Consider the following 20,371-nt stretch of genomic DNA (forward strand, 5'->3'; position numbering starts at 1 on the left):
CCGTTCATCCGGCCCTGCCACCGTGGACCGCATGCTCGAGGACATCGTGCACGACCTCGCATCCGGGCCGTGGGCGCTGCCGCTCGTGGCCCTCGTCGTCCTGGCCGACGCGTTCCTCGTCGTGGTGCCCGGCGAGACCGCCGTTACGGCGGCCGGTGCCCTCGCCGTCGCGCACGGCGCGCCGCCGCTCCCGGCGGTCATCGCCGTCGCCGCGGTCGCAGCGTTCGCAGGCGACGCCTGCTGCTACGCGCTCGGACGCCGCGTGGGACTCGGCCGGTGGCGGTGGATGCGGCACCCGCGGGTCGCGCGCGCCTTCACGTGGGCGGGCGACCGACTCGACGCCCGGATCGCGACCACGGTCTTCGTCGCGCGGTTCATCCCCTTCGCCCGCCTCGCGGTGAACCTGACCGCCGGCGCGACGAGGGTGCCCGCGCCCCGATTCCTCATGGTGGCCGCCGGCGCCGGCGCCGCGTGGGCGTCGTACCAGGCGGTCATCGGCGCCGTCGTCGCCGCGGTCGTGCCGGGCGGCCCGGCGGTCGCGGTCGTCGTGTCGGTGACCGTCGCGCTCTGCCTCGGCATCGCGCTCGACGCCGCCGTGGCCGCAGTGGCCAGGCGGCGTCAGCGCAATGGGCTCACTCGCCGGTGAGACCGCCGAGCAGGTGCCCGAACGAGCCGCCCTTGCCGAGGTAGGAGTCCGGGTCGAACGGGTCGAGCGCCGCATCCGCGGGGCGCCGCTCGATCGCGTCGGCGAGCTCACGAGCGCCGCGCTCGATCCGCGCACCCAGCGGCTTCACGTCATCGGCCCGTGCGCCCCAGTCGGATGAGGCTGCGAAGACCCCGGTGGGGACGGCCTCGGCGTGCAGATAGGCGAACAGCGGGCGGATGGCGTAGTCGATCGCCAGGGAGTGGCGAGCGGTGCCGGCATTCGCGCCGATCAGCACGGGCTTGCCCTGCAGCGCATCGGGGTCCAGCACGTCGATGAACGACTTGAAGAGTCCCGAGTAGCTCGTCGAGAAGATCGGCGTCACCACGATGAGCGCGTCGGCCGAGACGACCGTGTTGATCATCGTCTCGAGCGCCGGCGGTGCGAACCCGGTCAGCAGGTTGTTCGTGATGTCGTGCGCGTACTCACGCAGCTCGAAGGTGTCGACGGATGCCTCGACTCCCCGACCCCGCAGGTCGGCGAGCACCGCCGCCGACAGCTTGTCGGCGAGCATCCTCGTCGACGACGGGTTGGACAGCCCCGCCGAGACGACCGCGATGCGGCGGGCGCTCATCGTGCGCCGCCGAGACCGAAGGCGGCGCCGGCTGCCACGGGCGTGTCCTGGTAGGGACTCGGACCCGACAGGTTGTCACCGCGGTTCGCGCGCGGACGAGCGTCACGGACCGGTCCGTTGCCGTACGTACTCGCCACGCGGGCAGCGTGCGTCGGGGCATCCGGCACGATCGCCGGCCGGTCCTTCGCGAGTTCCTTCCGGAGGACGGGAACCACCTCGCCGCCGAGCAGGTCGAGCTGCTCGAGCACGGTCTTCAGGGGAAGGCCGGCGTGGTCGACGAGGAACAGCTGCCGCTGGAAGTCGCCGAACAGGTCGCGCATCCCGGCGTAGCGGTCGATGACCTGCTGGGGGGACCCGACGGTGAGCGGGGTCATCTCGGTGAAGTCCTCCATCGACGGGCCGTGGCCGTAGACCGGGGCGTTGTCGAAGTACGGGCGGAACTGCGCGACGGCATCCTGCGAGTTCTTCGCCATGAAAGCCTGCCCACCGATGCCGACGATCGCCGTCTCAGGAGCGCCGTGGCCGTAGTGCTCCCAGCGCTGGCGGTACAGACCGATGAGCCGCTGGTAGTGCTCCGCGGGCCAGAAGATGTTGTTCGCGAAGAAACCGTCACCGTAGTAGGCCGCCTGCTCGGCGATCTCGGGCGTGCGGATCGACCCGTGCCAGACGAACGGCGGCACGCCGTCGAGCGGACGCGGGGTCGAGGTGAAGCCCTGCAGGGATGTGCGGAACTTGCCTTCGAAGTCGACCACGTCCTCGCGCCACAGCTTGTGGAGGAGGGCGTAGTTCTCGATCGCGAGCGGCACGCCCTGACGGATGTCCTTCCCGAACCAGGGGTAGACCGGTCCGGTGTTGCCGCGCCCCAGCATCAGGTCCATGCGTCCGCCCGAGAGGTGCTGCAGCATCGCGTAGTCCTCGGCGATCTTCACCGGGTCGTTCGTCGTGATGAGCGTCGTCGAGGTGGAGAGGATCAAGCGCTCGGTCTGCGCGGCGATGTACGCGAGCGTCGTCGTCGGCGAGGAGGACCAGAACGGCGGGTTGTGGTGCTCGCCGAGGGCGAAGACGTCGAGTCCGACCTCCTCGGCGTGCTTCGCGATCTCGACCGTCGCCGAGATGCGCTCCCGCTCGCTCGGCGTGTGGCCGGTGGTCGGGTCCTGCGTGATGTCGGTGACGGTGAAGATGCCGAACTGCACCCCGCCGCGGGTGTCGGTGGTGATGCTCTGCTCGTTCACGATGTCTCTCGATTCCCGGACGGTTCGCGTCCGATTCATGCAAATGAATGTACCGGTGTCAACGTCTGCGTGTCCACGGTATTCCCGCGGGTACGCTGAGCCCGATGAGCACAGACGCCCCCGCCCCGCCGCGGACCCGCCGCATCCCCATCTGGGACAACGCCCGCGCCGCGTGCATCCTGCTCGTCGTCCTGGGGCACGCGATCCAGCGTCTGACATACGACTCCGACATCGCGCAGGGCCTGTACTTCCTGGTCTACGCATTCCACATGCCGGCCTTCGCGCTCATCTCCGGCTACTTCTCGAAATCCGATCCCCCGAACCGGCGCCAGATGACGCGGGTGCTCACCGACATCGTGCTGCCGTATGTGATCTTCGAGGGACTCTGGACCATCACCAAGTTCCTCGTCGAGGGTCAGGCGAACCCGAATCTGACACAGCCCTCCTGGACGCTGTGGTTCCTCCTCGCGCTCGCGATCTTCCGGCTCGTCCTCCCCTATCTCGCCCTCCTGAAGTGGCCCCTCCTCTGGACGGTGGTCATCTCGATCTCGGCCGGCTACCTCCCGAACGTCGACTCCACGCTCTCGCTGTCGCGGACGCTGGGGCTCCTGCCGTTCTTCACGCTCGGCTGGTGGCTCGCGCACCACAAGGTCCTGGAACGGCGGAACCTGCTGCAGCGCCGGCGCGTCTCCGTCCGGGTGGCAGCCGTGGCGGTCTTCGCGGCCGCTGGCTTCTGTGCCTGGTTCTTCGTCGACGAACTCTCCGACATGCAGCTCGGCCAGTGGCTGTTCTATGACGCGAACTACGCCGAGATCGGCGGCACGCAGTGGTGGGCCGGCGGCGTCCGCCTGCTGCTGATGGCGGTGGCCCTCGTGCTCAGCGTCTCGTTCTTCGCCCTCATCCCCCGTGGCGAGTACCGCTGGACGGCCATCGGCCGCTACACGATGTACGTCTACCTGCTGCACTCGTTCGTGCTCTACCCCTTCCGGGAATCGGGGGTCCTTCGCGGGCTCGACCCGACATGGCTGTTCCTGCCCCTCGTCGGCGCCCTGTCCATCGCGATCACCGTCGGCCTCGCGTCGAAGCCGGTCAGGAAGGTGTTCCGCCTGCTCATCGAGCCGCGCCCGGGATGGCTCTTCGCCGATCCGTCACTGACGCGGCGCGACGCCCGCCGGAACGACCCGACCGGATCGCGCCGCCCGCAGTCGGCGACGCAGCCGGGCACCGCTCGGCCGGATCAGTCCGGGTCGTAGGCGAGCCCGAACGCCGCAGCCACACCCTCGTTCGTCACCCGCCCGGTGCGCACGTTGAGACCGCGCGCCAGCGCGGGATCCGCCTGGGCTGCGGCATCCCACCCCCTGTCGGCGAGCGCGACGACGTACGGCAGCGTCGCGTTCGTCAGCGCGCGGGTCGAGGTCTCCGGCACCGCACCCGGCATGTTCGCCACGCAGTAGTACACCGCGTCGTGCACCGGGAAGGTGGGGGCGTCGTGCGTCGTCGGACGCGACCCTTCGAAGCAGCCGCCCTGGTCGATCGCGATGTCCACGAGCACCGCGCCCTTCTTCATCCCCGCCACCATGTCGAGGGTCACGAGTTTGGGGGCCGCGGCTCCCGGGATCAGCACGGAGCCGATGACGAGGTCGGCGGATGCCACCTGTTCCGCGATCTCGTAGCGGCTCGATGCGCGGGTGTGCAGCCCGGTGTAGCGCTGCTCGAGGTCGCGCAGGCGCGGGAGCGACACGTCGATGACGGTGACCTCGGCGCCGAGTCCGAGCGCGTTCGCGGCGGCGTGCTCGCCGGCCACTCCCCCGCCGATGACGACCACTTTCGCCCTGGCCGTGCCCGCGACGCCTCCCAGCAGGGTTCCGCGTCCGCCCGCCGAGCTCATGAGGCTGTGCGCACCGACGACGATCGAGATCCGACCAGCGACCTCGCTCATGGGTGACAGCAGCGGGAGGCTGCGGTCGGCGGCCTGCACCGTCTCGTAGGCGACGGCGGTCGTCCTGGCGGCGATCAGCGCGTCGGTGAGCGGGCGATCGGCCGCCAGGTGCAGATAGGCGAAGAGCGTGAGGTCCTCGCGCAGATGACGGTACTCCTCGGCGATCGGCTCCTTCACCTTGACGACGAGGTCGGCCTCACCCCAGACGGCGTCCGCATCGGCGACGATCGCCGCGCCGGCGTCGGCGTACTGGTCGTCCGAGATGCGTGAACCTGCGCCGGCCCCGCGCTGGATGCGGACGTCGTGGCCGCGGGAGACCAACGCATCGACGCCCGCGGGGGTGATGGCGACACGGTTCTCGTTGTTCTTGATCTCAGTCGGGATGCCGATGCGCATCGTGCACGCTCCTCGTCGGTGAGTGGATGAGATCATCCTGCGGAAGATTCGTTTCGAAGGGATGACAGCCGCAGAAACTTCGACAAGACTGGCTTCGATCGACGAGAGGACTCCCGATGAGCACGTCAAGCGCACTCCCGGCGAAGGATCTTCGCCCGCGAGACGAGCTGGATGAGGTCGACCGGGCCATCGTCGGGATCCTCGCTGCGGACGGTCGCATCTCGAACGCGGAGCTCGCCGCACGCGTCGGCGTCGCACCGTCGACGGCGCATGCCCGGACGCGCGGACTCATCGACCGCGGCGTGATCACCGGCTTCCACGCGAGCGTCGATCAGCGCATCGTCGGCGCCGGACTGCAGGCGATGGTCCACGTGACGCTGCGGCCCGGCTCGCGTCACGAGAGCATCGTGGAATTCGCCCACGAGGTGCGCGGGCTCCCGCAGGTCATCCAGGTGTTCTTCCTCGGGGGGTCCGACGACTTCCTCATCCACATCGCCGTGGCCGACTCGAGCGATGTCCGCACCTTCGTCGTCGAGCATCTGTCGGCGCAGCGGAGCGTCGCGAACACGCGGACCAGCATCATCTTCGACTACCACCGCAATCGGGTGGCCGCACCCTTCCACTGAGCGGCCGCGCCGGCGTCATCGTCGGCAACACAGATCGGATCGCCGCGGGAGCGTGCATATCCTCGGACCATGTCCGACCAGAACCTCCCCGTCCTCGACCTCGCGCTCCTCGACCAGGGACCCGAGTCCGCGGAGCGCTTCCGGGACGAGCTCCGCCGCGCGACGCACGACGTCGGGTTCTTCTACCTGACGGGAACCGGCGTCTCCCCTGCACTCGAAGCCCGCCTGCACCGCGCCGCCCGGACGTTCTTCGAGTTGCCCGACGCCGCCAAGCTCGAGATCGAGAACATCAAGAGCCCGCACTTCCGTGGCTACACCCGGGTCGGCGGCGAACGCACGCAGGGCGAAGTGGACTGGCGGGAGCAGATCGACATCGGGCCGGAGCGGCCTGCGATCGACGACCCGGAGGCGCCCGACTACGCCGTCCTCGTCGGACCGAACCTCTGGCCGTCCGCACAGCCCGAGTTGCGTGAGATCGCCGAGGAATGGACCGACATCCTCTCCGGGGTCGCCCGGCGACTCCTCCGGGCGTGGGCCGAGGCCCTCGGCGCGCCCGGCAGCTATTTCGAGGACCACTTCGGCGAGGCGCAGACACTCCTGAAGATCGTCCGCTACCCCGGCACCACCGCGCCGGAGCCGCAGCAGGGCGTCGGTGCGCATAAGGACTCCGGGGTGCTCACGCTCCTCTGGGTCGAGCCCGGCAAGGGTGGACTGCAGGTCGAACGCGACGGCGGCTGGGTGGATGCCCCCTCCGTCCCCGGCGCGTTCGTGGTGAACATCGGAGAGCTCCTCGAGCACGCCACGGACGGCTACCTGACGGCGACGAACCACCGCGTGGTCTCGCCCCGGGCCCCTCAGGACCGCATCTCCGTGCCGTTCTTCTTCAACCCCTCCCTCGACGCCGAGCTGCCGCGGATCGAGCTGCCGGAAGACCTGGCGGCGCATGCACGCGGCGTAGCGCAAGACCCGCGCAACCCGATCCACGGGCTCCACGGCGAGAACGCCCTCAAGTCGCGATTGCGCGCCCACCCCGATGTGGCCGGGATCTGGCATGCCGATCTGGTGGCCGCTCGCACGTGACGACGGTCAGACCCGCGCCGCGGCATCGGGGAACCGGAGCCGCGGCATCCGGGAACGATGAAGGCCGCCCCACACCGTGGGGCGGCCTTCTCAAGAATGTTTTGCGCGATTGAACGCTGGTGGCGGTGCCTTATCGACGGAGGCCGAGGCGCTCGATGAGCGAGCGGTACCGGTTGATGTCGACGTCCTGGAGGTAGCCCAGGAGACGGCGGCGCTGACCGACGAGCAGGAACAGCCCACGACGCGAGTGGTGGTCGTGCTTGTGCTCCTTGAGGTGCTCGGTGAGGTCCTTGATGCGCTGCGTCAGCATCGCGACCTGCACCTCGGGGGATCCGGTGTCACCGGGGTGCGTCGCGTACTCTTCGATGATCGCCTTCTTGACGTCTGCTTCCAGTGCCATAGGTGATCCCCTTCCTCTTCGTTGCGCGGCGCCCGACGCCTGATGCGAGGGCTCTCTTTATCCGCGGCCGATCGAACGGCAACCACAGGAGTCTACACGAGGCGGAACCCGGCACGCGATCACGGTCAATAGCGCGACGTGACCCCGAGGTACTCGTCGAGGGTCAATCCGGTCCGCTTGAGGTGCGCCGCCGTCGAGGTACCCACGTGTCGCAGATGCCACGGCTCCCACCGGTATCCGGTGATGTGCTCCTTACCCTTCGGGTAGCGCACGATGAAGCCGTATCGGTGCGCGTTGGCTGCCACCCAGCGTCCCGCACGCGTGTTGCCCCACGACTGCGAGATCGAGTTCACATCGATCGCGAGACCGGTCTGGTGCTCGCTGTACCCGGGCCTTGCGGAACGCCGCTCGGCCTCCGCTCGCCCGTGCTGGCGGACCTTGCTCGCGAACACGCTCCGCTGCGACGAATAGGAGCGGAATCCCGAGATGATCGAGAGGGAGATGCCCTCCTCGCGGGCGTCCGCCCGCATCATCGACCAGGCCTTCGTCAGTGCGGGCCGCAGTCCGTTGCCGAAAGACGACGGCAGCGGGTGCGACTTGTTCACGAGGAGGATGTCGCGGATGTAGGTCGGCTTCGCCGGTGCGACCGTCCTGATGTTCGGAGCGCCGGCCTGCGTCCACTGCGCAGCGGAGACCGGCGTGAGGGTCCCACCCATCCGGTGGAAGATGGTGGGTCCGGTCGAGAGTCGGACGAACGAGTCACCGGGGATGCGGGGACGGATGGTCGTCTTCGGTCGACCCGCCCGCGCGAAGTCCGCCGCGCTCAGGCGCGCCACCGTGTCGACGCTGCGGTCCGACGGCGAGGTGGGCCAGGTGACGAGACCGTACACGACAGGCGACCAGGCGGTCTTCGCGTACACGGTCGGCGGGCGGGAGACCTGCGGCTTGCCCACACGACGGTACTCAGCCGCGGTGATCCTGCGGTGCGACCCGTCGGGGCGGACGAACCGGACGTCCGGCGACCACGCCGCGCGATACCAGCCGCCGGCGATGGTGGACGTGGGGCTCGGCGACCCGGCGGCGCGACGCTCAGTGGCGGTCAGCTTCTTCGTCGCACCGTCGGGCGTGCGGGCGTACAGATCCCTCGGCCCGGACTGATAGCGGAAGTAGCGTGTGGTCGGGACGTGGCCGAGCACCCGGCCCGTCGGCGACCCGACCCGCTCGAGCGAGGTGCGGGAGAGTGCGATGACCTTATCGACGGCGCGGTCGTCGTCGGCGTGCGGCCAGGTGATGAGCGCGTAGACCCTGGGCGACCACGACGTCCGTGCGTAGCTGACGGGTGCGACGTCCACCGGGGGGCTGCCTGCCGCGCGCCATTGTTCGCGCGACAGGGGCGTCACCGTGCCGTCCGTCTGCACACGGTAGATCTTCGGGTCCGTGTCCCAGGGCGTTCGGTAGTGCCCGTACACCGCTACCGTCGGAGGCGTCCCGGTCGGCGTCGGTGACGGCGTCGGCGCCACGGACGGCGACGGACTCGGCGACACCGTCTCGGACGGCGACGGACTCGGCGGAGCGGTCTGGGCGGTCGCGGTCAGCGGAGCCTGCGCCAGGGCAGCCGTGACGGCGACCGCGCCGAGAACCGCGGTCCAGCGTGAGATCGGTGTTGCACGTCCCACGGACGCCCTCCTTACGACAGTGGCCCGGCCGGAGAACCGGCCGGGCCACGATGAACGTCTCAGGCGACGTCGAGCAGATCGATGACGAAGATGAGCGTCTTCCCGCCGAGGAAGTGGCTTCCTGCGGGACCGTACGCGAGGTGCGGCGGGATGACCAGCTCGCGACGACCGCCGACCTTCATGCCGGGGATGCCGTCCTGCCACCCCTGGATCAGCCCGCGGAGCGGGAACTGGATGCTCTCGCCGCGGTTCCACGAGGAGTCGAACTCCTCGCCGGAGACGTACTCGACCCCGGCGTAGTGGACGGTGACGGTGTCGCCCGGCTTGGCCTCGGCTCCATCGCCCTCGATGAGGTCGCGGATGACGAGGTCGTTCGGAGCGGGATCGAGCGGGGCGTCGATCTCGGGCTTGGTGCGGTCTGAACTCATACTCCCCATCCAAGCCGAGTGCGCGGACCCGGTCAACGCGACTCAGGCCTGGACGGAACCCTGCAGGTCGAGCTCGATCGTGACGTCCTTGCCGACGAGCACGCCGCCGGTCTCGAGCGCGGCGTTCCACGTCAGCCCGAAGTCCTCGCGGTTGATGACGGTCTTGGCCGTCGCGCCGGCCTTGTAGTTGCCCCACGGGTCGGTGCCGAAGCCGCCGAAGTCGACCTCGAAGGTCACCGGCTTGGTGACGTCCTTGATGGTCAGGTCGCCGTCGACGAGGAAGTCGCCACCCTCGACGCGGACACCGGTCGACGCGAAGGTGATGGTCGGGTAGGTCTCGACGTCGAAGAAGTCGGCGCTGCGGAGGTGGCCGTCGCGACCCTCGTCCTTGGTGTCGAGCGACGCGGCGTCGACCTTGGCATCGAGCTTCGCCTCGAGGGGGTTCTCGGGAGCGACCAGAGTCGCCTCCTTGATGTTGAAGTGCCCACGCACCTTCGAGATCATCATGTGGCGGACGCTGAAGCCCACTTCGCTGTGCGAGGCGTCGAGCACCCACGTGCCCGCCTTGTAACCGGGGATGTCGAGGGTCGTGGTGGAGTCGGTCATGATCGTCCTTCGTGCAGGGGTCCGGTGTTCCGGCTGTCGTGGGGCGCAACGCCGCCGCATCCCACCGTATTCCAATGAATACAAAACTCCGTGGGCGGATGACCGTGGCCGGGACCCTTGACACCGTCGAAGGCGGACGGGATCATGGCCATAGGCCAACTCAGCGCCCGGAAGACTCGCAGGCATCGCCGCGGCACCGGGCGCTGAGTCTTGTCAGGGGTCTTGTCAGCGGGGTCCACGCGGTCTGGAGTTCAGCGGCTGAGCAACGCGCGACGCGCTGCCGTCGCGCGTTCGAGGTAGACGAGCTCATCGGCTGCGGCCCGCGGGTCGCGACCCGTGATGACGCGCTGCCTCGCGGCGGCCAGCGCGGTCGCCTCGGCGATGAAGCGGCGCATGGCCGCCGCTCGGTCACCGGGCAGGGTGCGCGCCCAGGCGATCGCCTTCGTGCGGCCCGGACGCGTCGCGAGCATCTCCACCTCGGCGCGAGAGAACCAGCCGGCGTCGGCGTAATCCGAGAGGCGCTCGCGTGTGAGTCGCGCCTCTTCGCGTCGGAGCAGCACCACACCGAACACGAACACCGCGAACAGCGGGATCTGCAGGCTGACGTACAGCCCCAAGAAGTCGGCGAAGGTGGCCGACCCGTTCCAGAGCGCGTGGAGCACGATCGCGCCGACGACTCCGACCGACCACCGTCCCAGCGCGCCCGCGCCGCGGCGACCCGCTCTGGCCGCGAGCCCGAGCGCGAACCCGGTCACCGCCGTGAACATGACGTGCGCGAAGGGCGAGAGGATGCCACGCAGGAAGAACGTCGTGGCCGCATCCGCCGCGCCGCCGGTGATGAGGCTGTCGGCGAAGTACAGGATGTTCTCCGTGAAGGCGAAGCCTGCCCCGACGAGCGCGCCGTAGACCACGCCGTCGACCGGACCGTCGAACGCGCGGCGCGCGGCGGCGAAGATGAGCAGCACGCCCGCCCCCTTGGCGACCTCCTCGACGATCGGCGCCTGCACGACCGCGGAGAGGGCGTCGGGCACCCCCGGTTCCACGACGAGGGTGACCAGGAGATCGACGCCGAGCGCGATGACGACGGATGCCACGGCGCCCCACGCGAGCGCGAGGACGATGAGCCCGCGGGGTTCGGGCTCCCACCGGTCGATGATCCGGATGACCGTGAGGACGGCGGCGAGGGGCAGCAGCGCCAGGACTGCGGCGATGACGGAGGCGGCGGCACCGAGGAACGTGAGGAAGTACGCCACGAGGCAGGCGGCGAGGACGATGAGCACGACGCCGACGCTCCAGAGGGCCCATCGGCCGCGCGAGGGCACCGGGACGGGCAGCGATCGCGACGCGGCCGCCGTCGGGGGCACGGTCGCTGGGGCATGGTCCGGCTGCGCGAGCGGCGACGGGAACGACATGCCGCTCAGCCTAGATGTCCGTCCGCTAGGGGCCTCCCGATGCCGCGCCGCGAGGGCGGACGATAGCCTGGAGCAATGCGCTTCGCCCATGTTGTCCCTGACGGAGCCGACCGACCCCAGCTGGTCATCGTCGACGGCGACCGAGCAGCGATCGTCGGCGACATGTTCGCGGGCGCCCCCTCGCGGCTGCAGCAGCTGATCGAGGGCGGCGATGCACTGCTGGACCGGGTGCGCGAGGAATCGTCGGCCGCGACCTGGCAGGCGTTCGGGTCACCGGAGTTCGCGTCGGCGGTCTTGGGGCATCCCGTCACCATCGCCGTCGGCCTCAACTACGCCGCGCATTCGAGCGAGCTGGGACTGAAGGCGGATGCCGCTCCCACCATCTTCACGCTGTGGCCCGGCTCGCTGAGCGGCCATCGCCGCACCACCTCGTGGCCCCGGACCCTCAGCCAGTCCGTCGACTACGAAGCCGAGCTGGGTGTCATCGTCGGGCCGGCCGCGCGCGATGTCGCGCTGGAGGACGCGTTGGACCACGTCTGGGGCTACACCGTCGTGAATGACATCACGGCGCGTGACATCCAGTTCTCGGAGGCGCAGTGGTCGCGCTGCAAGTCCTTCGACGGCTTCACCCCCACGGGGCCGTTCGTCGTCACCGCCGACGAGGTACCCGATCCGCAGGGCCTCCACATCTGGGCCGTCGTCGACGGTCAGACGGTGCAGGATGCCTCGACGGGACAGATGATCCACCCGGTCGCCAAGCTCGTGTCGTATCTCTCGCGCTCCGCCACGCTGCTGCCGGGGACCCTCATCTCGACCGGCTCCCCCGGCGGGGCGGGCTACTCGCGCGACCCGCAGATCTTCCTTCGGGACCGCTCCACCGTCACGGTCGGCATCGACGGGATCGGTGAGCTCACCACCTTCTGCCGCATCACCGATTGAGCCGCGCCCCGCTGCACGACGAAGGCCCGGCCACCTCGCGGTGACCGGGCCTTCGTCGATGTCGGCGCTCAGTAGCCGTTGTTCTCCAGCAGTTCCTGGCACGTCATCGTCATGCCCTGGTAGGTCACGGTGCCGGACGGGTCCTCGAGGCACGCGTTGACCTGCGACACCAAGTCGCCCCCGACGCTGGCAGCCAGCGCGATGAGCGAGATGACGACGATGATCGAGATGATCAGCAGCACGATGCTGATGATGATCGCCGCGATCGCCAGGCCGTTCTTCGCTCCGGCCTTGCGGCTCTGAACGAGCGCGACGATACCGAGGATCAGACCGATGACCTGGGTGAACGGGACGATCGCGAGGATCAGCGCGACGATGCCGAGCGTGCGCCCGGGGACGGATCCGCCTCCCTGCTGGCCGCCGTTGTACTGCGCGGCGTTGTACTGCGGGGCGTTCGGGTAGGCCTGAGCCTCGTACGCGGGAGGCGTCGACGGCGGGGTGTTCTGAGGCGGGTTCGGCTGGGTGGGGTCGGTCATGGCAAGCCCTTCTGGTCGCTGATCGGCCGGTACGACCCCCGACGCTAGCGCCCCGGGGTTCTCACAGACAACCGGCAATCAGCTTCCGTCCACATCCCCCGTGGATGTGATAACGGGGATCGCGCGGGTGGTCGCCTCGAGGCCCGACAGACGCGCCGGCGACAGCTGCTTGTCGACGTCCTCGCGCGACATCAGTCCCGCCTCGACGACGAGGTCCCCCACGTTCCGCCCCGTGAGCAGCGCGGTCTTCGCGAGTGCCGCCGCGGCCGCGTATCCGATGAACGGCGTCAGCGCGGTGATGACGCCCACCGACGAGCCGACCATAGTGCCGAGGCGCTCGCGATTGGCGGTGATGCCGTCGACGCAGTTGAGGCGGAGCGTGCGCATGCCGCGCCGCATCCACGTGATCGACTGGAAGATCGAGTGCGCGATGACCGGTTCGAACGCGTTCAGCTGCAGCTGGCCGCCCTCGACCGCCATCGTGACGGTGAGGTCGGCGCCGGCGACGGCGAAGGCGACCTGGTTGACCACCTCGGGGATGACGGGGTTGACCTTGCCGGGCATGATGCTCGAACCCGCCTGGCGGGGCGGCAGGTTGATCTCGCCGAAGCCCGCCTGCGGCCCGCTGGAGAGCAGGCGCAGGTCGTTGCTGATCTTCGAGAGCTTGATCGCGTTCCGCTTGAGCGAGGACGAGAACGACATGAACGCGCCCGTGTCGCTGGTCGACTCGACCAGGTCCTCGGCGGTCTCGAGGTCGAGGCCGCTGATATCGCGGAGGTGCCGCAGGACGGCGCGCGAGTAGTCGGGGTGGGTGGTGATGCCGGTGCCGATGGCGGTCGCGCCCATGTTGACCTCGTAAAGGAGGTAGGCGTTCTCGCGGAGGCGCTGGTGGTCCTCCCCCAGGGTCGTGGCGAACCCGTGGAACTCCTGCCCGAGCGTCATCGGGACGGCATCCTGCAGCTGTGTGCGGCCGACCTTGAGGATGTCGTGGAACTCCGCCGCCTTGGCGAGGAACGCCCGGCGCAGCAGGTCGAGCTCCTCGAGGAGCGACTGCAGGTCGAGGCCCAGCCCGACCTTGATCGCCGTCGGATAGACGTCGTTCGTGGACTGGCTGCGGTTGGTGTGGTCGATCGGCGAGAGGAACGCGTAGTCGCCCTTCTCGCGCCCGGCCATCTCGAGCGCGATGTTGGTGATGACCTCGTTCGCGTTCATGTTGGTGGAGGTGCCTGCCCCGCCCTGGATGACGCCCACGACGAACTGGTCGTGGAACTCGCCGTCGATCACGCGCTGCGCGGCCCGGTCGATGAGGTCCGCGCGGGATGCCTCGAGCACCCCGATCTCCTTGTTCGCCCGCGCGGAGGCCTGCTTGACCATCGCGAGCGCGACGACGAGGTCGCGGTAGACCGAGATGGGCCTCATCGAGATGGGGAAGTTCTCGAGCGCCCTCGCCGTATGGACGCCCCAGTAGGCGTCGGCGGGGATCTCCATCGATCCCAGGGAGTCGGTCTCGGTACGCGTCGTCGCGTCAGGTGCCATGTGCGGTGTCCTTGTGGGTCACAGGGTGCGGGGATGGGACGAGCCTATCCCCGCAGCCCTGCGGACCTCAGCGGTTGACGCCGGACATGTCGGCGTACCGGTCGCCCACGGCGGGAGCGACCTCGCCGAGCCGTCGCAGCTGATCGTCCGTCAGCGAGAGCTCCGCCGCGGCGATGTTCTCCTCGAGCCGCTCGAGCCTGCGCGTGCCCGGGATGGGGACGATGTCCTCTCCCTGCGCGAGCAGCCAAGCCAGCGCCACCTGAGCGGGAGTGGCGTTCGCGTCCTTCGCGATGCCCTCGATGACCTCTACGATGCGGAGGTTCGCGGCGAGCGCGTCGTCCTCGAACCGGGGATTGTTCCGTCGGAAGTCGTCCTTGTCGAGCTGGTCGACTGAACGGATCGCTCCGGTGAGGAAGCCTCGCCCGAGCGGCGAGTAGGGCACGAAGCCGATGCCGAGCTCCCGCAGGGCGGGAAGGAGCTCGGCTTCGGGGTCGCGGCTCCACAGCGAGTATTCCGTCTGCACGGCCGTCACAGGGTGCACCGCGTGCGCGCGGCGGATGGTGGCGACGGATGCCTCCGACAGCCCGTAGCCGCGGATCTTGCCCGCTGCGACGAGCTCGGCGAGCGCGCCCACCGTCTCCTCGACCGGCACGGCCGGGTCCATCCGGTGCTGGTAGTAGACGTCGATGCGGTCCGTCTGCAGTCGCCGGAGCGATCCCTCGACCGAGAGACGGACGTTCTCGGCGCTGCCGTCGAGGCCGGGCTGGTCCCCCGCGGTGTGGCGGATGGTGCCGAACTTGGTCGCGATCACGACGTCGTCGCGGCGACCGGCGTCAGCCAGGGTCTTCCCCAGCAGTTCCTCGTTGGCGTACGGGCCGTACATCTCGGCGGTGTCGAGGAACGTGACGCCCCGGTCGATCGCGCCGAGGATCGTGCGTGCGCCGCCCGCGTCATCTGCTCCGGCGCCGGTGTAGAAGGCGCTGATGCCCATGAGGCCGAGGCCGATGCGGCCGACGTCCGGGCCGCGCGTTCCGAGCGCGGTGGTCTTCATGATGTGGCGATCTCCTTGTCGTAGGTGTCGATCTTGTAGTCGATGGCGGCGAGGCTGAGGGTGACCTCGTCGAGTTGTCGGCGCACGACCTCGCGGTGCTCGACGAGCAGGCGCCGCCGCTCGGCGACCGTTGCCGCGCCGTCGCGGGCGAGCTCGGTGTATCGCCGCATGGTGGCTATCGGCATCCCGGTCCACCGCAGGCGTGCGAGGAAGCGGATCCAGCCGAGGTCGGCATCGGAGTAGCGCCGGTGGGACGAGGAGGCGCGATCGACGGGGTGCAGCATCAACCCGGCCCGCTCGTAGTAGCGGAGCGTGTGCGCGCTGACGCCGGTCGCCTCAGCGGCCTCGGCGATGGTCACGCCGGGGGGCGCGGCGTCGGAGAGGAGGGACATGCCCTCACGGTAGGACTTCGAGTGCGCTCGAAGTCAAATGCGGCTCAGGGGACTTTGCGCGAGAACGCCTCGAGGCGCTCGTCCGGCGACAGCGCGGCCATCCGTTCGACCCACTCCGCGGAGAAGTACTCGCCGGTCGGCGCCTCGACGACGGGCACGACGGCGTGCGTGACGACGTCGTCGTAGACGTGGACGAGATGGAACGACTGACCGGCATCCATCCCGTTGACCTCGGTGGCAGGACGTTGGAGATTCATCGTGTAGCAGGTGGCGGATGCGACGTTCACGGGGATGCCGGCGAAGGTGCCGCTCGTCGAGTAGTGGAGGTGTCCCGCGAGGATCCCCCGCACGTCGCTGCCGGCGAGCACCGCGGCCAGCTCGTCCTGGCCCCGGAGCTCGAGGATGTCGAAGAACGGGATGTGGCTCGGCAGCGGCGGGTGGTGGAGGGCGAGGATCGTGCCGAGCGGCGCGGGATCGGCCAGCTCGGCGCGGAGCCAGTCGAGCTGTGCGGGGTCGATCTCACCGTGGTGCCACCCCGGGACGCTCGAGTCGAGCGCGATCAGGCGCAGCCCGCCCAGGTCGTGAACGGCGGTCACCGGCTCGGAGGACTCGGCCTCGTCGAGCAGCCCCGCCCGCATCGCGGGACGCTCGTCGTGGTTGCCTGCAACCCAGACCACCGGCGCCCCGAGCCGGGCGGCCGCGGGCTCGACGAGTTCGCGGAGCCGGCGGTACGCGTCGGGCTCCCCCAGGTCGGTGAGGTCCCCGGTGATCACGATCGCATCGGGGCGGATGCCGGTGCGCTCCACGGCGGCCAGGGCCGCCACGACGCCGCCGGTCGAGTCGTAGGCGCCGCCGAGACGGCGATCGCCGGCGAGCAGGTGCGTGTCGCTGAGGTGCACGATCGAACGCCGGGCGGGCTCGTGTCGGCCGAAGGAGACGGGCTGCATACCGCCCAGCCTATTGACGGGCGGCGACGACGATCAGTGGTTGAAGAGGATGAGGAGCAGCCCGCCGAGGACCACGAGGCCGCACACGGCGAAGGACGCGTACGCACCGACGAGCGCGACCTGCTTCTGGGCCGGCGTCAGCGGGTTCTTCTTCGCCGCTTTGCGGGCGGCCTTCGCGGCGCGCTTCTGCTCCTTCTCGGTCATGACCGTGAGCGCGTCGGTGAACGTCGCGGGCACCACGACGGGCACGCGTCCCGCGCGGACGAGCAGGCGCAGGCCGATCGCGTAGAACGCGACGACCGTCGAGGCCGCCAGGAGCGCGGCGAGGAAGACCTGGACGAAGGCGAACCAGTCGATCTCGAAGCTCATCGCGCGTTCTCCTCATCCGATCCGGCCGACGACTGCGCGACGCGCTGCTGGCGTCGCGTGGGGGGCGGGTCCTCCGTCAGGTCGACGGCGGCGCCGGAATCGGCGACCTCGCTCATCGCGTTGGCCGCGTTCACCTCATTGCGGCGGGAGCGCAGGAAGATGGCGAGGATGATCGCGACGGCGACCACCGCGCCGACGAGGACACCCACGAGCTGGCCGAACCAGACCACCAGCAGCGCGGCGAGGGCGCCCACCGCTCCGGCGGCCGGGAGGGTCAGCACCCAGCCCACCATGATGCGGCCGACGGTCCGCCACCGCACCGACGCACCGCGGCGGCCGAGCCCGGATCCGATGACCGATCCCGAGGCGACCTGGGTGGTCGAGAGCGCGAAGCCGAGGGCGCTGGAGGCGAGGATCGTCGACGCCGTCGACGCCTCGGCCGAGAAGCCCTGCGCGGGCTTGACGTCGGTGAGACCCTTGCCGAGCGTGCGGATGATGCGCCATCCGCCCATGTAGGTGCCGAGCGCGATCGTGATGGCACAGGCGAAGATGACCCACAGCTGCGGGTCGGACTGGCTCTGCCACCCCACGGTGATGAGGGCGAGGGTGATGACGCCCATCGTCTTCTGGGCGTCGTTCGTGCCGTGGGCCAGCGCCACCAGCGAGGACGTGAAGATCTGCCCCCAGCGGAAGCCGTCCCTGCCGTCCGGCTTGTTGTCGTAGCGACGGGTCACGCCGTACGCGATCTTGGTGACGGCGAAGGCGATGAGCCCGGCGGTCAGCGGCGCGATGAGCGCCGGCAGCACGACCTTCGACATCACGACGCCGACGTCGATGGCCGCGGCCGAGGCGCCGACGATGGTGGCCCCGATGAGTCCGCCGAAGAGCGCGTGCGACGAGCTCGACGGCAGACCGAGCAGCCACGTCAACATGTTCCAGGTGATGGCGCCGACGAGCCCGGCGAAGATGATCGCCGGGAAGATGGATGCCGAGAGCTCGTCCTCGCGGATCATGCCGCCCGAGATCGTTTTGGCCACCTCGGTCGACAGGAACGCGCCGACGAGGTTGAGGACGGCCGCGAGGAGCACGGCCACCTTCGGCTTCAGCGCGCCGGTCGCGATGGGCGTCGCCATCGCGTTCGCGGTGTCGTGGAAGCCGTTGGTGAAGTCGAAGAAGAGTGCCAGCGCGATGACAAGGACGACGATGAGGGCTGCGGTCTCCACAGTTCGCTTTCCGTCAGGATTCGGGGAACGGGTGCCGCGGCGATCGGCAGTGCGAACGAAAAGTTCACCCAGACGTCACGAGAAGTTCAATCGGGCCGGAGAAATCCTCGCACACGATGGCGCACGGCATAACCCGCGCCCGCGCGCGGGGGTCGGTTAGCGTGGTCGGGTGACCTCCGAAGCAGTGCAGCCCCCCGTCGCCGACCGCCGACCATTCACCCGCCGTCACCACGGCGATGCCGTCGAAGACCCCTACGAGTGGTTCCGCGCGAAGGAGGATGCGGACGTCGTCGCTCACCTCGAGGCGGAGAACGCATACACCGACGAGCGCACGGCGCACCTCGCGGGCCTGCGCGAGCGGATCTTCGAGGAGATCAAGGGGCGCACCCTCGAGACCGATCTGTCCGTCCCATCGCGCCGCGGCGCGTGGTGGTACTACGGCCGGACGGTGGCGGGCCAGCAGTACGGCATCCACTGCCGCGCTCCGATCACCGACGAGACGGACTGGACCCCTCCGCTCCTCTCCCCCGACGCCCCCGTCCCGGGCGAGCAGGTGCTGCTGGACGGCAACGTCGAGGCCGAGGGCCAGGACTTCTTCTCCCTCGGCAGCCTCGACGTCTCGGCGGACGGGTCGCGCATGCTCTACGGCGTGGACGTCGCCGGCGACGAGCGCTACACCCTCCGCATCCGCGATCTCGCGACCGGGGTCGACCTCGACGACGTCATCGAGCACACGTTCTCGGGGGCGGTCTTCTCGCCCGACGGCCGCTCCGTCGTCTACACGACCGTCGACGACGCCTGGCGCCCCGACACCGTCTGGGTGCACGAGGTCGGGACGGATGCGGCATCCGACCGCATCGTGTTCACCGAGACGGACGAGCGGTACTGGGTCGGCGCGGGCTTCACCCGGAGCGACCGCTACCTCGTCATCGGGGTGGGGTCGTCCATCACCTCCGAGGAGTTCCTCGTCCCCGCCGACGACCTGACCGCCGAGCCCCGCTCGGTGTGGCCTCGGCGCGAGGGGGTGGAGTACTCGCTCACCCACGCGGTGATCGACGGGGAGGATGTGCTGTACATCCTCCACAACGACGGCGCACTGGACTTCGAGCTCGTGCGGGTGGCGGCATCCGACCCCGCCGGCGAGCGCCGCGTCGTGCTGCCCCATGAGCCCGGCAGGCGTCTCCTGGATGCCTCGGCCTATCGCGACTGGGCCGTCGTCGAGTATCGGCGCGATGGTCTCGCACGGGTGGGACTCCTCGACTACGCGACCGACGAGGTGACCGAGATCGGCTTCGACGAACCGCTGTACGCGGTCGGTGAGAGCGGATCGTCGGAGTGGGCGCCGCCGGTGATCCGGCTGGGATACGCGTCGTTCGTGACGCCCAGCACCGTCTTCGACTACGACGTCGCCGGGCGCGAGCTCCTGCTGCGCAAGCGCCAGCCCGTGCTCGGCGGGTACGACCCGTCGGAATACGGCCAGGAGCGGGTGTGGGCGACGGCGGAGGACGGAACCCGCATCCCGGTGTCGCTGGTCTGGAAGCGCAGCTTCGGTGCGCCCGGCGACAGCCCGCGGCCACTGCACCTGTACGGCTACGGGTCCTACGAGCACTCCATCGAGCCCGGGTTCTCGGTCGCTCGGCTGTCCATGCTCGACCGCGGGATGATCTTCGCCATCGCCCACGTCCGAGGCGGCGGCGAGATGGGGCGTCAGTGGTACGAGGACGGCAAGCTGCTCCATAAGCGCAACACGTTCACCGACTTCGTCGCGGCGGGCCGGCATCTGGTCGCCGAGGGGATCACCTCGCCCGATCGCCTCGTGGCCGAGGGCGGATCGGCGGGCGGACTGCTCATGGGCGCGGTCGCGAACCTCGCGCCCGACCTGTTCGCCGGCGTCCTCGCCGCCGTGCCGTTCGTCGATGCGCTGACGACCATCCTCGACCCCTCGCTGCCGCTGACGGTCATCGAATGGGACGAATGGGGCGACCCGCTGCACGACCCCGACGTCTACGCGTACATGAAGTCGTACACGCCCTACGAGAACGTCCGCGACGACGCGTCGTATCCGCGCATCCTCGCGGTGACGTCCCTGAACGACACCCGGGTCCTGTACGTCGAACCGGCCAAGTGGGTCGCGCGACTTCGCGAGGTCGGTGCCGACGCGCTCCTGAAGTGCGAGATGGTGGCGGGGCACGGCGGCGTGAGCGGACGGTACAACTCGTGGCGCGAGCGCGCCTTCGAGTTGGCCTGGCTGCTGGACGTCGTCGGACTCGCCGAGGCGGACTGAGTCACGGCGTCCCGGCGACGTC

Annotated in this window: 21 protein-coding genes; 6 read left to right on the forward strand and 15 right to left on the reverse strand. The window is 69.6% G+C overall.

Annotated elements, in window-relative coordinates:
- The first annotated feature begins 31 nt into the window (after positions 1-31).
- Entirely contained in the window at positions 32-646 is a 615-nt protein-coding gene (locus KZX17_RS14370; protein WP_248175096.1) for a DedA family protein, read from the forward strand.
- Here the strand turns inward: KZX17_RS14370 and KZX17_RS14375 are convergent.
- Positions 633-1,277, reverse strand: coding sequence for an FMN reductase (locus KZX17_RS14375; protein ID WP_248175094.1), 645 nt, complete (start codon positions 1,275-1,277; stop codon positions 633-635). The two genes, KZX17_RS14370 and KZX17_RS14375, sit on opposite strands and share 14 nt — an antisense overlap.
- Positions 1,274-2,470, reverse strand: coding sequence for an LLM class flavin-dependent oxidoreductase (locus KZX17_RS14380; RefSeq protein WP_374107970.1), 1,197 nt, complete (start codon positions 2,468-2,470; stop codon positions 1,274-1,276). The genes KZX17_RS14375 and KZX17_RS14380 overlap by 4 nt, the downstream gene beginning before the upstream one ends.
- A 143-nt stretch (positions 2,471-2,613) precedes the next feature.
- Between KZX17_RS14380 and KZX17_RS14385 the strand changes: the two genes are divergently transcribed.
- Complete coding sequence (locus tag KZX17_RS14385; RefSeq protein ID WP_248175089.1) at positions 2,614-3,762, forward strand: acyltransferase family protein; 1,149 nt, start codon at positions 2,614-2,616, stop codon at positions 3,760-3,762.
- On the opposite strand, the gene ald is transcribed toward KZX17_RS14385, so the two are convergent.
- A complete protein-coding gene (ald, locus tag KZX17_RS14390) occupies positions 3,747-4,844 on the reverse strand; it encodes an alanine dehydrogenase (RefSeq protein WP_248175087.1) in 1,098 nt (365 codons plus the stop codon). The two genes, KZX17_RS14385 and ald, sit on opposite strands and share 16 nt — an antisense overlap.
- Positions 4,845-4,960: 116 nt before the next feature.
- On the opposite strand from ald, the gene KZX17_RS14395 reads away from it, so the two are divergent.
- Together KZX17_RS14395 and KZX17_RS14400 are read left to right on the forward strand one after the other, a co-directional pair.
- Positions 4,961-5,470 (forward strand): Lrp/AsnC family transcriptional regulator, encoded by a 510-nt coding sequence (locus tag KZX17_RS14395; protein WP_248175085.1) that lies wholly within the window; start codon positions 4,961-4,963, stop codon positions 5,468-5,470.
- 69 nt (positions 5,471-5,539) lie between these two features.
- On the forward strand, positions 5,540-6,550 hold the full coding sequence (locus KZX17_RS14400) for an isopenicillin N synthase family oxygenase (protein WP_248175083.1): 1,011 nt from the start codon (positions 5,540-5,542) through the stop codon (positions 6,548-6,550).
- A 130-nt stretch (positions 6,551-6,680) separates the two neighbouring features.
- Here the strand turns inward: KZX17_RS14400 and rpsO are convergent, their stop codons facing one another.
- The 5 genes from rpsO to KZX17_RS14425 all read right to left on the reverse strand — a co-directional run bounded on the left by rpsO (position 6,681) and on the right by KZX17_RS14425 (position 11,072).
- Positions 6,681-6,950, reverse strand: a complete 270-nt coding sequence (gene rpsO, locus KZX17_RS14405) for a 30S ribosomal protein S15 (RefSeq protein ID WP_018187174.1) — start codon at positions 6,948-6,950, stop codon at positions 6,681-6,683.
- 125 nt (positions 6,951-7,075) lie between these two features.
- Complete coding sequence (locus KZX17_RS15230) at positions 7,076-8,626, reverse strand: M15 family metallopeptidase (RefSeq protein ID WP_248175081.1); 1,551 nt, start codon at positions 8,624-8,626, stop codon at positions 7,076-7,078.
- A gap of 59 nt (positions 8,627-8,685) precedes the next feature.
- Positions 8,686-9,054, reverse strand: a complete 369-nt coding sequence (locus tag KZX17_RS14415) for an FKBP-type peptidyl-prolyl cis-trans isomerase (RefSeq protein ID WP_248175080.1) — start codon at positions 9,052-9,054, stop codon at positions 8,686-8,688.
- A gap of 42 nt (positions 9,055-9,096) precedes the next feature.
- Positions 9,097-9,660, reverse strand: a complete 564-nt coding sequence (locus KZX17_RS14420; protein WP_248175078.1) for a YceI family protein — start codon at positions 9,658-9,660, stop codon at positions 9,097-9,099.
- 251 nt (positions 9,661-9,911) lie between these two features.
- Complete coding sequence (locus KZX17_RS14425) at positions 9,912-11,072, reverse strand: PrsW family intramembrane metalloprotease (RefSeq protein ID WP_248175076.1); 1,161 nt, start codon at positions 11,070-11,072, stop codon at positions 9,912-9,914.
- A gap of 75 nt (positions 11,073-11,147) precedes the next feature.
- Here KZX17_RS14425 and KZX17_RS14430 point away from each other — a divergent pair, with 75 nt between their 5' ends.
- Positions 11,148-12,011: a fumarylacetoacetate hydrolase family protein gene (locus KZX17_RS14430; RefSeq protein WP_248175068.1), complete on the forward strand. Its 864-nt coding sequence runs from the start codon at positions 11,148-11,150 to the stop codon at positions 12,009-12,011.
- A gap of 68 nt (positions 12,012-12,079) precedes the next feature.
- Here the strand turns inward: KZX17_RS14430 and KZX17_RS14435 are convergent, their stop codons facing one another.
- From KZX17_RS14435 to KZX17_RS14465, 7 genes are all read right to left on the reverse strand, one after another.
- Entirely contained in the window at positions 12,080-12,547 is a 468-nt protein-coding gene (locus KZX17_RS14435; protein ID WP_248175067.1) for a DUF4190 domain-containing protein, read from the reverse strand.
- Between the two features lie 78 nt (positions 12,548-12,625).
- Entirely contained in the window at positions 12,626-14,083 is a 1,458-nt protein-coding gene (locus KZX17_RS14440) for an aspartate ammonia-lyase (RefSeq protein ID WP_248175065.1), read from the reverse strand.
- A gap of 67 nt (positions 14,084-14,150) precedes the next feature.
- Positions 14,151-15,134 (reverse strand): aldo/keto reductase, encoded by a 984-nt coding sequence (locus tag KZX17_RS14445; protein ID WP_248175063.1) that lies wholly within the window; start codon positions 15,132-15,134, stop codon positions 14,151-14,153.
- Positions 15,131-15,526: a MerR family transcriptional regulator gene (locus tag KZX17_RS14450; RefSeq protein ID WP_248175061.1), complete on the reverse strand. Its 396-nt coding sequence runs from the start codon at positions 15,524-15,526 to the stop codon at positions 15,131-15,133. Before KZX17_RS14450 ends, KZX17_RS14445 begins: the two co-directional genes overlap by 4 nt.
- A gap of 44 nt (positions 15,527-15,570) precedes the next feature.
- The gene (locus tag KZX17_RS14455; RefSeq protein ID WP_248175059.1) at positions 15,571-16,473 is read right to left on the reverse strand and encodes a phosphodiesterase; all 903 of its coding nucleotides are present in this window, start codon (positions 16,471-16,473) and stop codon (positions 15,571-15,573) included.
- A 33-nt stretch (positions 16,474-16,506) separates the two neighbouring features.
- Complete coding sequence (locus KZX17_RS14460; protein ID WP_248175057.1) at positions 16,507-16,842, reverse strand: peptidase; 336 nt, start codon at positions 16,840-16,842, stop codon at positions 16,507-16,509.
- A complete protein-coding gene (locus tag KZX17_RS14465) occupies positions 16,839-18,065 on the reverse strand; it encodes an inorganic phosphate transporter (protein ID WP_248175055.1) in 1,227 nt (408 codons plus the stop codon). Before KZX17_RS14465 ends, KZX17_RS14460 begins: the two co-directional genes overlap by 4 nt.
- Positions 18,066-18,249: 184 nt before the next feature.
- Here KZX17_RS14465 and KZX17_RS14470 point away from each other — a divergent pair, with 184 nt between their 5' ends.
- Entirely contained in the window at positions 18,250-20,349 is a 2,100-nt protein-coding gene (locus KZX17_RS14470) for a S9 family peptidase (RefSeq protein ID WP_248175230.1), read from the forward strand.
- Positions 20,350-20,371 lie beyond the last annotated feature (22 nt).

This window comes from Microbacterium sp. EYE_78 (assembly GCF_023149035.1).
GTDB lineage: Bacteria > Actinomycetota > Actinomycetes > Actinomycetales > Microbacteriaceae > Microbacterium.

Bases quoted from the DNA above. Each gene is read 5' to 3' on its own strand.
- KZX17_RS14370 (WP_248175096.1), top strand. From the start codon at position 32: ATGCTCGAGGACATCGTGCACGACCTCGCATCCGGGCCGTGGGCGCTG.
- KZX17_RS14375 (WP_248175094.1), bottom strand. From the start codon at position 1,277: ATGAGCGCCCGCCGCATCGCGGTCGTCTCGGCGGGGCTGTCCAACCCG.
- KZX17_RS14385 (WP_248175089.1), top strand. From the start codon at position 2,614: ATGAGCACAGACGCCCCCGCCCCGCCGCGGACCCGCCGCATCCCCATC.
- ald (WP_248175087.1), bottom strand. From the start codon at position 4,844: ATGCGCATCGGCATCCCGACTGAGATCAAGAACAACGAGAACCGTGTC.
- KZX17_RS14395 (WP_248175085.1), top strand. From the start codon at position 4,961: ATGAGCACGTCAAGCGCACTCCCGGCGAAGGATCTTCGCCCGCGAGAC.
- KZX17_RS14400 (WP_248175083.1), top strand. From the start codon at position 5,540: ATGTCCGACCAGAACCTCCCCGTCCTCGACCTCGCGCTCCTCGACCAG.
- rpsO (WP_018187174.1), bottom strand. From the start codon at position 6,950: ATGGCACTGGAAGCAGACGTCAAGAAGGCGATCATCGAAGAGTACGCG.
- KZX17_RS14415 (WP_248175080.1), bottom strand. From the start codon at position 9,054: ATGAGTTCAGACCGCACCAAGCCCGAGATCGACGCCCCGCTCGATCCC.
- KZX17_RS14420 (WP_248175078.1), bottom strand. From the start codon at position 9,660: ATGACCGACTCCACCACGACCCTCGACATCCCCGGTTACAAGGCGGGC.
- KZX17_RS14425 (WP_248175076.1), bottom strand. From the start codon at position 11,072: ATGTCGTTCCCGTCGCCGCTCGCGCAGCCGGACCATGCCCCAGCGACC.
- KZX17_RS14430 (WP_248175068.1), top strand. From the start codon at position 11,148: ATGCGCTTCGCCCATGTTGTCCCTGACGGAGCCGACCGACCCCAGCTG.
- KZX17_RS14435 (WP_248175067.1), bottom strand. From the start codon at position 12,547: ATGACCGACCCCACCCAGCCGAACCCGCCTCAGAACACCCCGCCGTCG.
- KZX17_RS14440 (WP_248175065.1), bottom strand. From the start codon at position 14,083: ATGGCACCTGACGCGACGACGCGTACCGAGACCGACTCCCTGGGATCG.
- KZX17_RS14445 (WP_248175063.1), bottom strand. From the start codon at position 15,134: ATGAAGACCACCGCGCTCGGAACGCGCGGCCCGGACGTCGGCCGCATC.
- KZX17_RS14450 (WP_248175061.1), bottom strand. From the start codon at position 15,526: ATGTCCCTCCTCTCCGACGCCGCGCCCCCCGGCGTGACCATCGCCGAG.
- KZX17_RS14455 (WP_248175059.1), bottom strand. From the start codon at position 16,473: ATGCAGCCCGTCTCCTTCGGCCGACACGAGCCCGCCCGGCGTTCGATC.
- KZX17_RS14460 (WP_248175057.1), bottom strand. From the start codon at position 16,842: ATGAGCTTCGAGATCGACTGGTTCGCCTTCGTCCAGGTCTTCCTCGCC.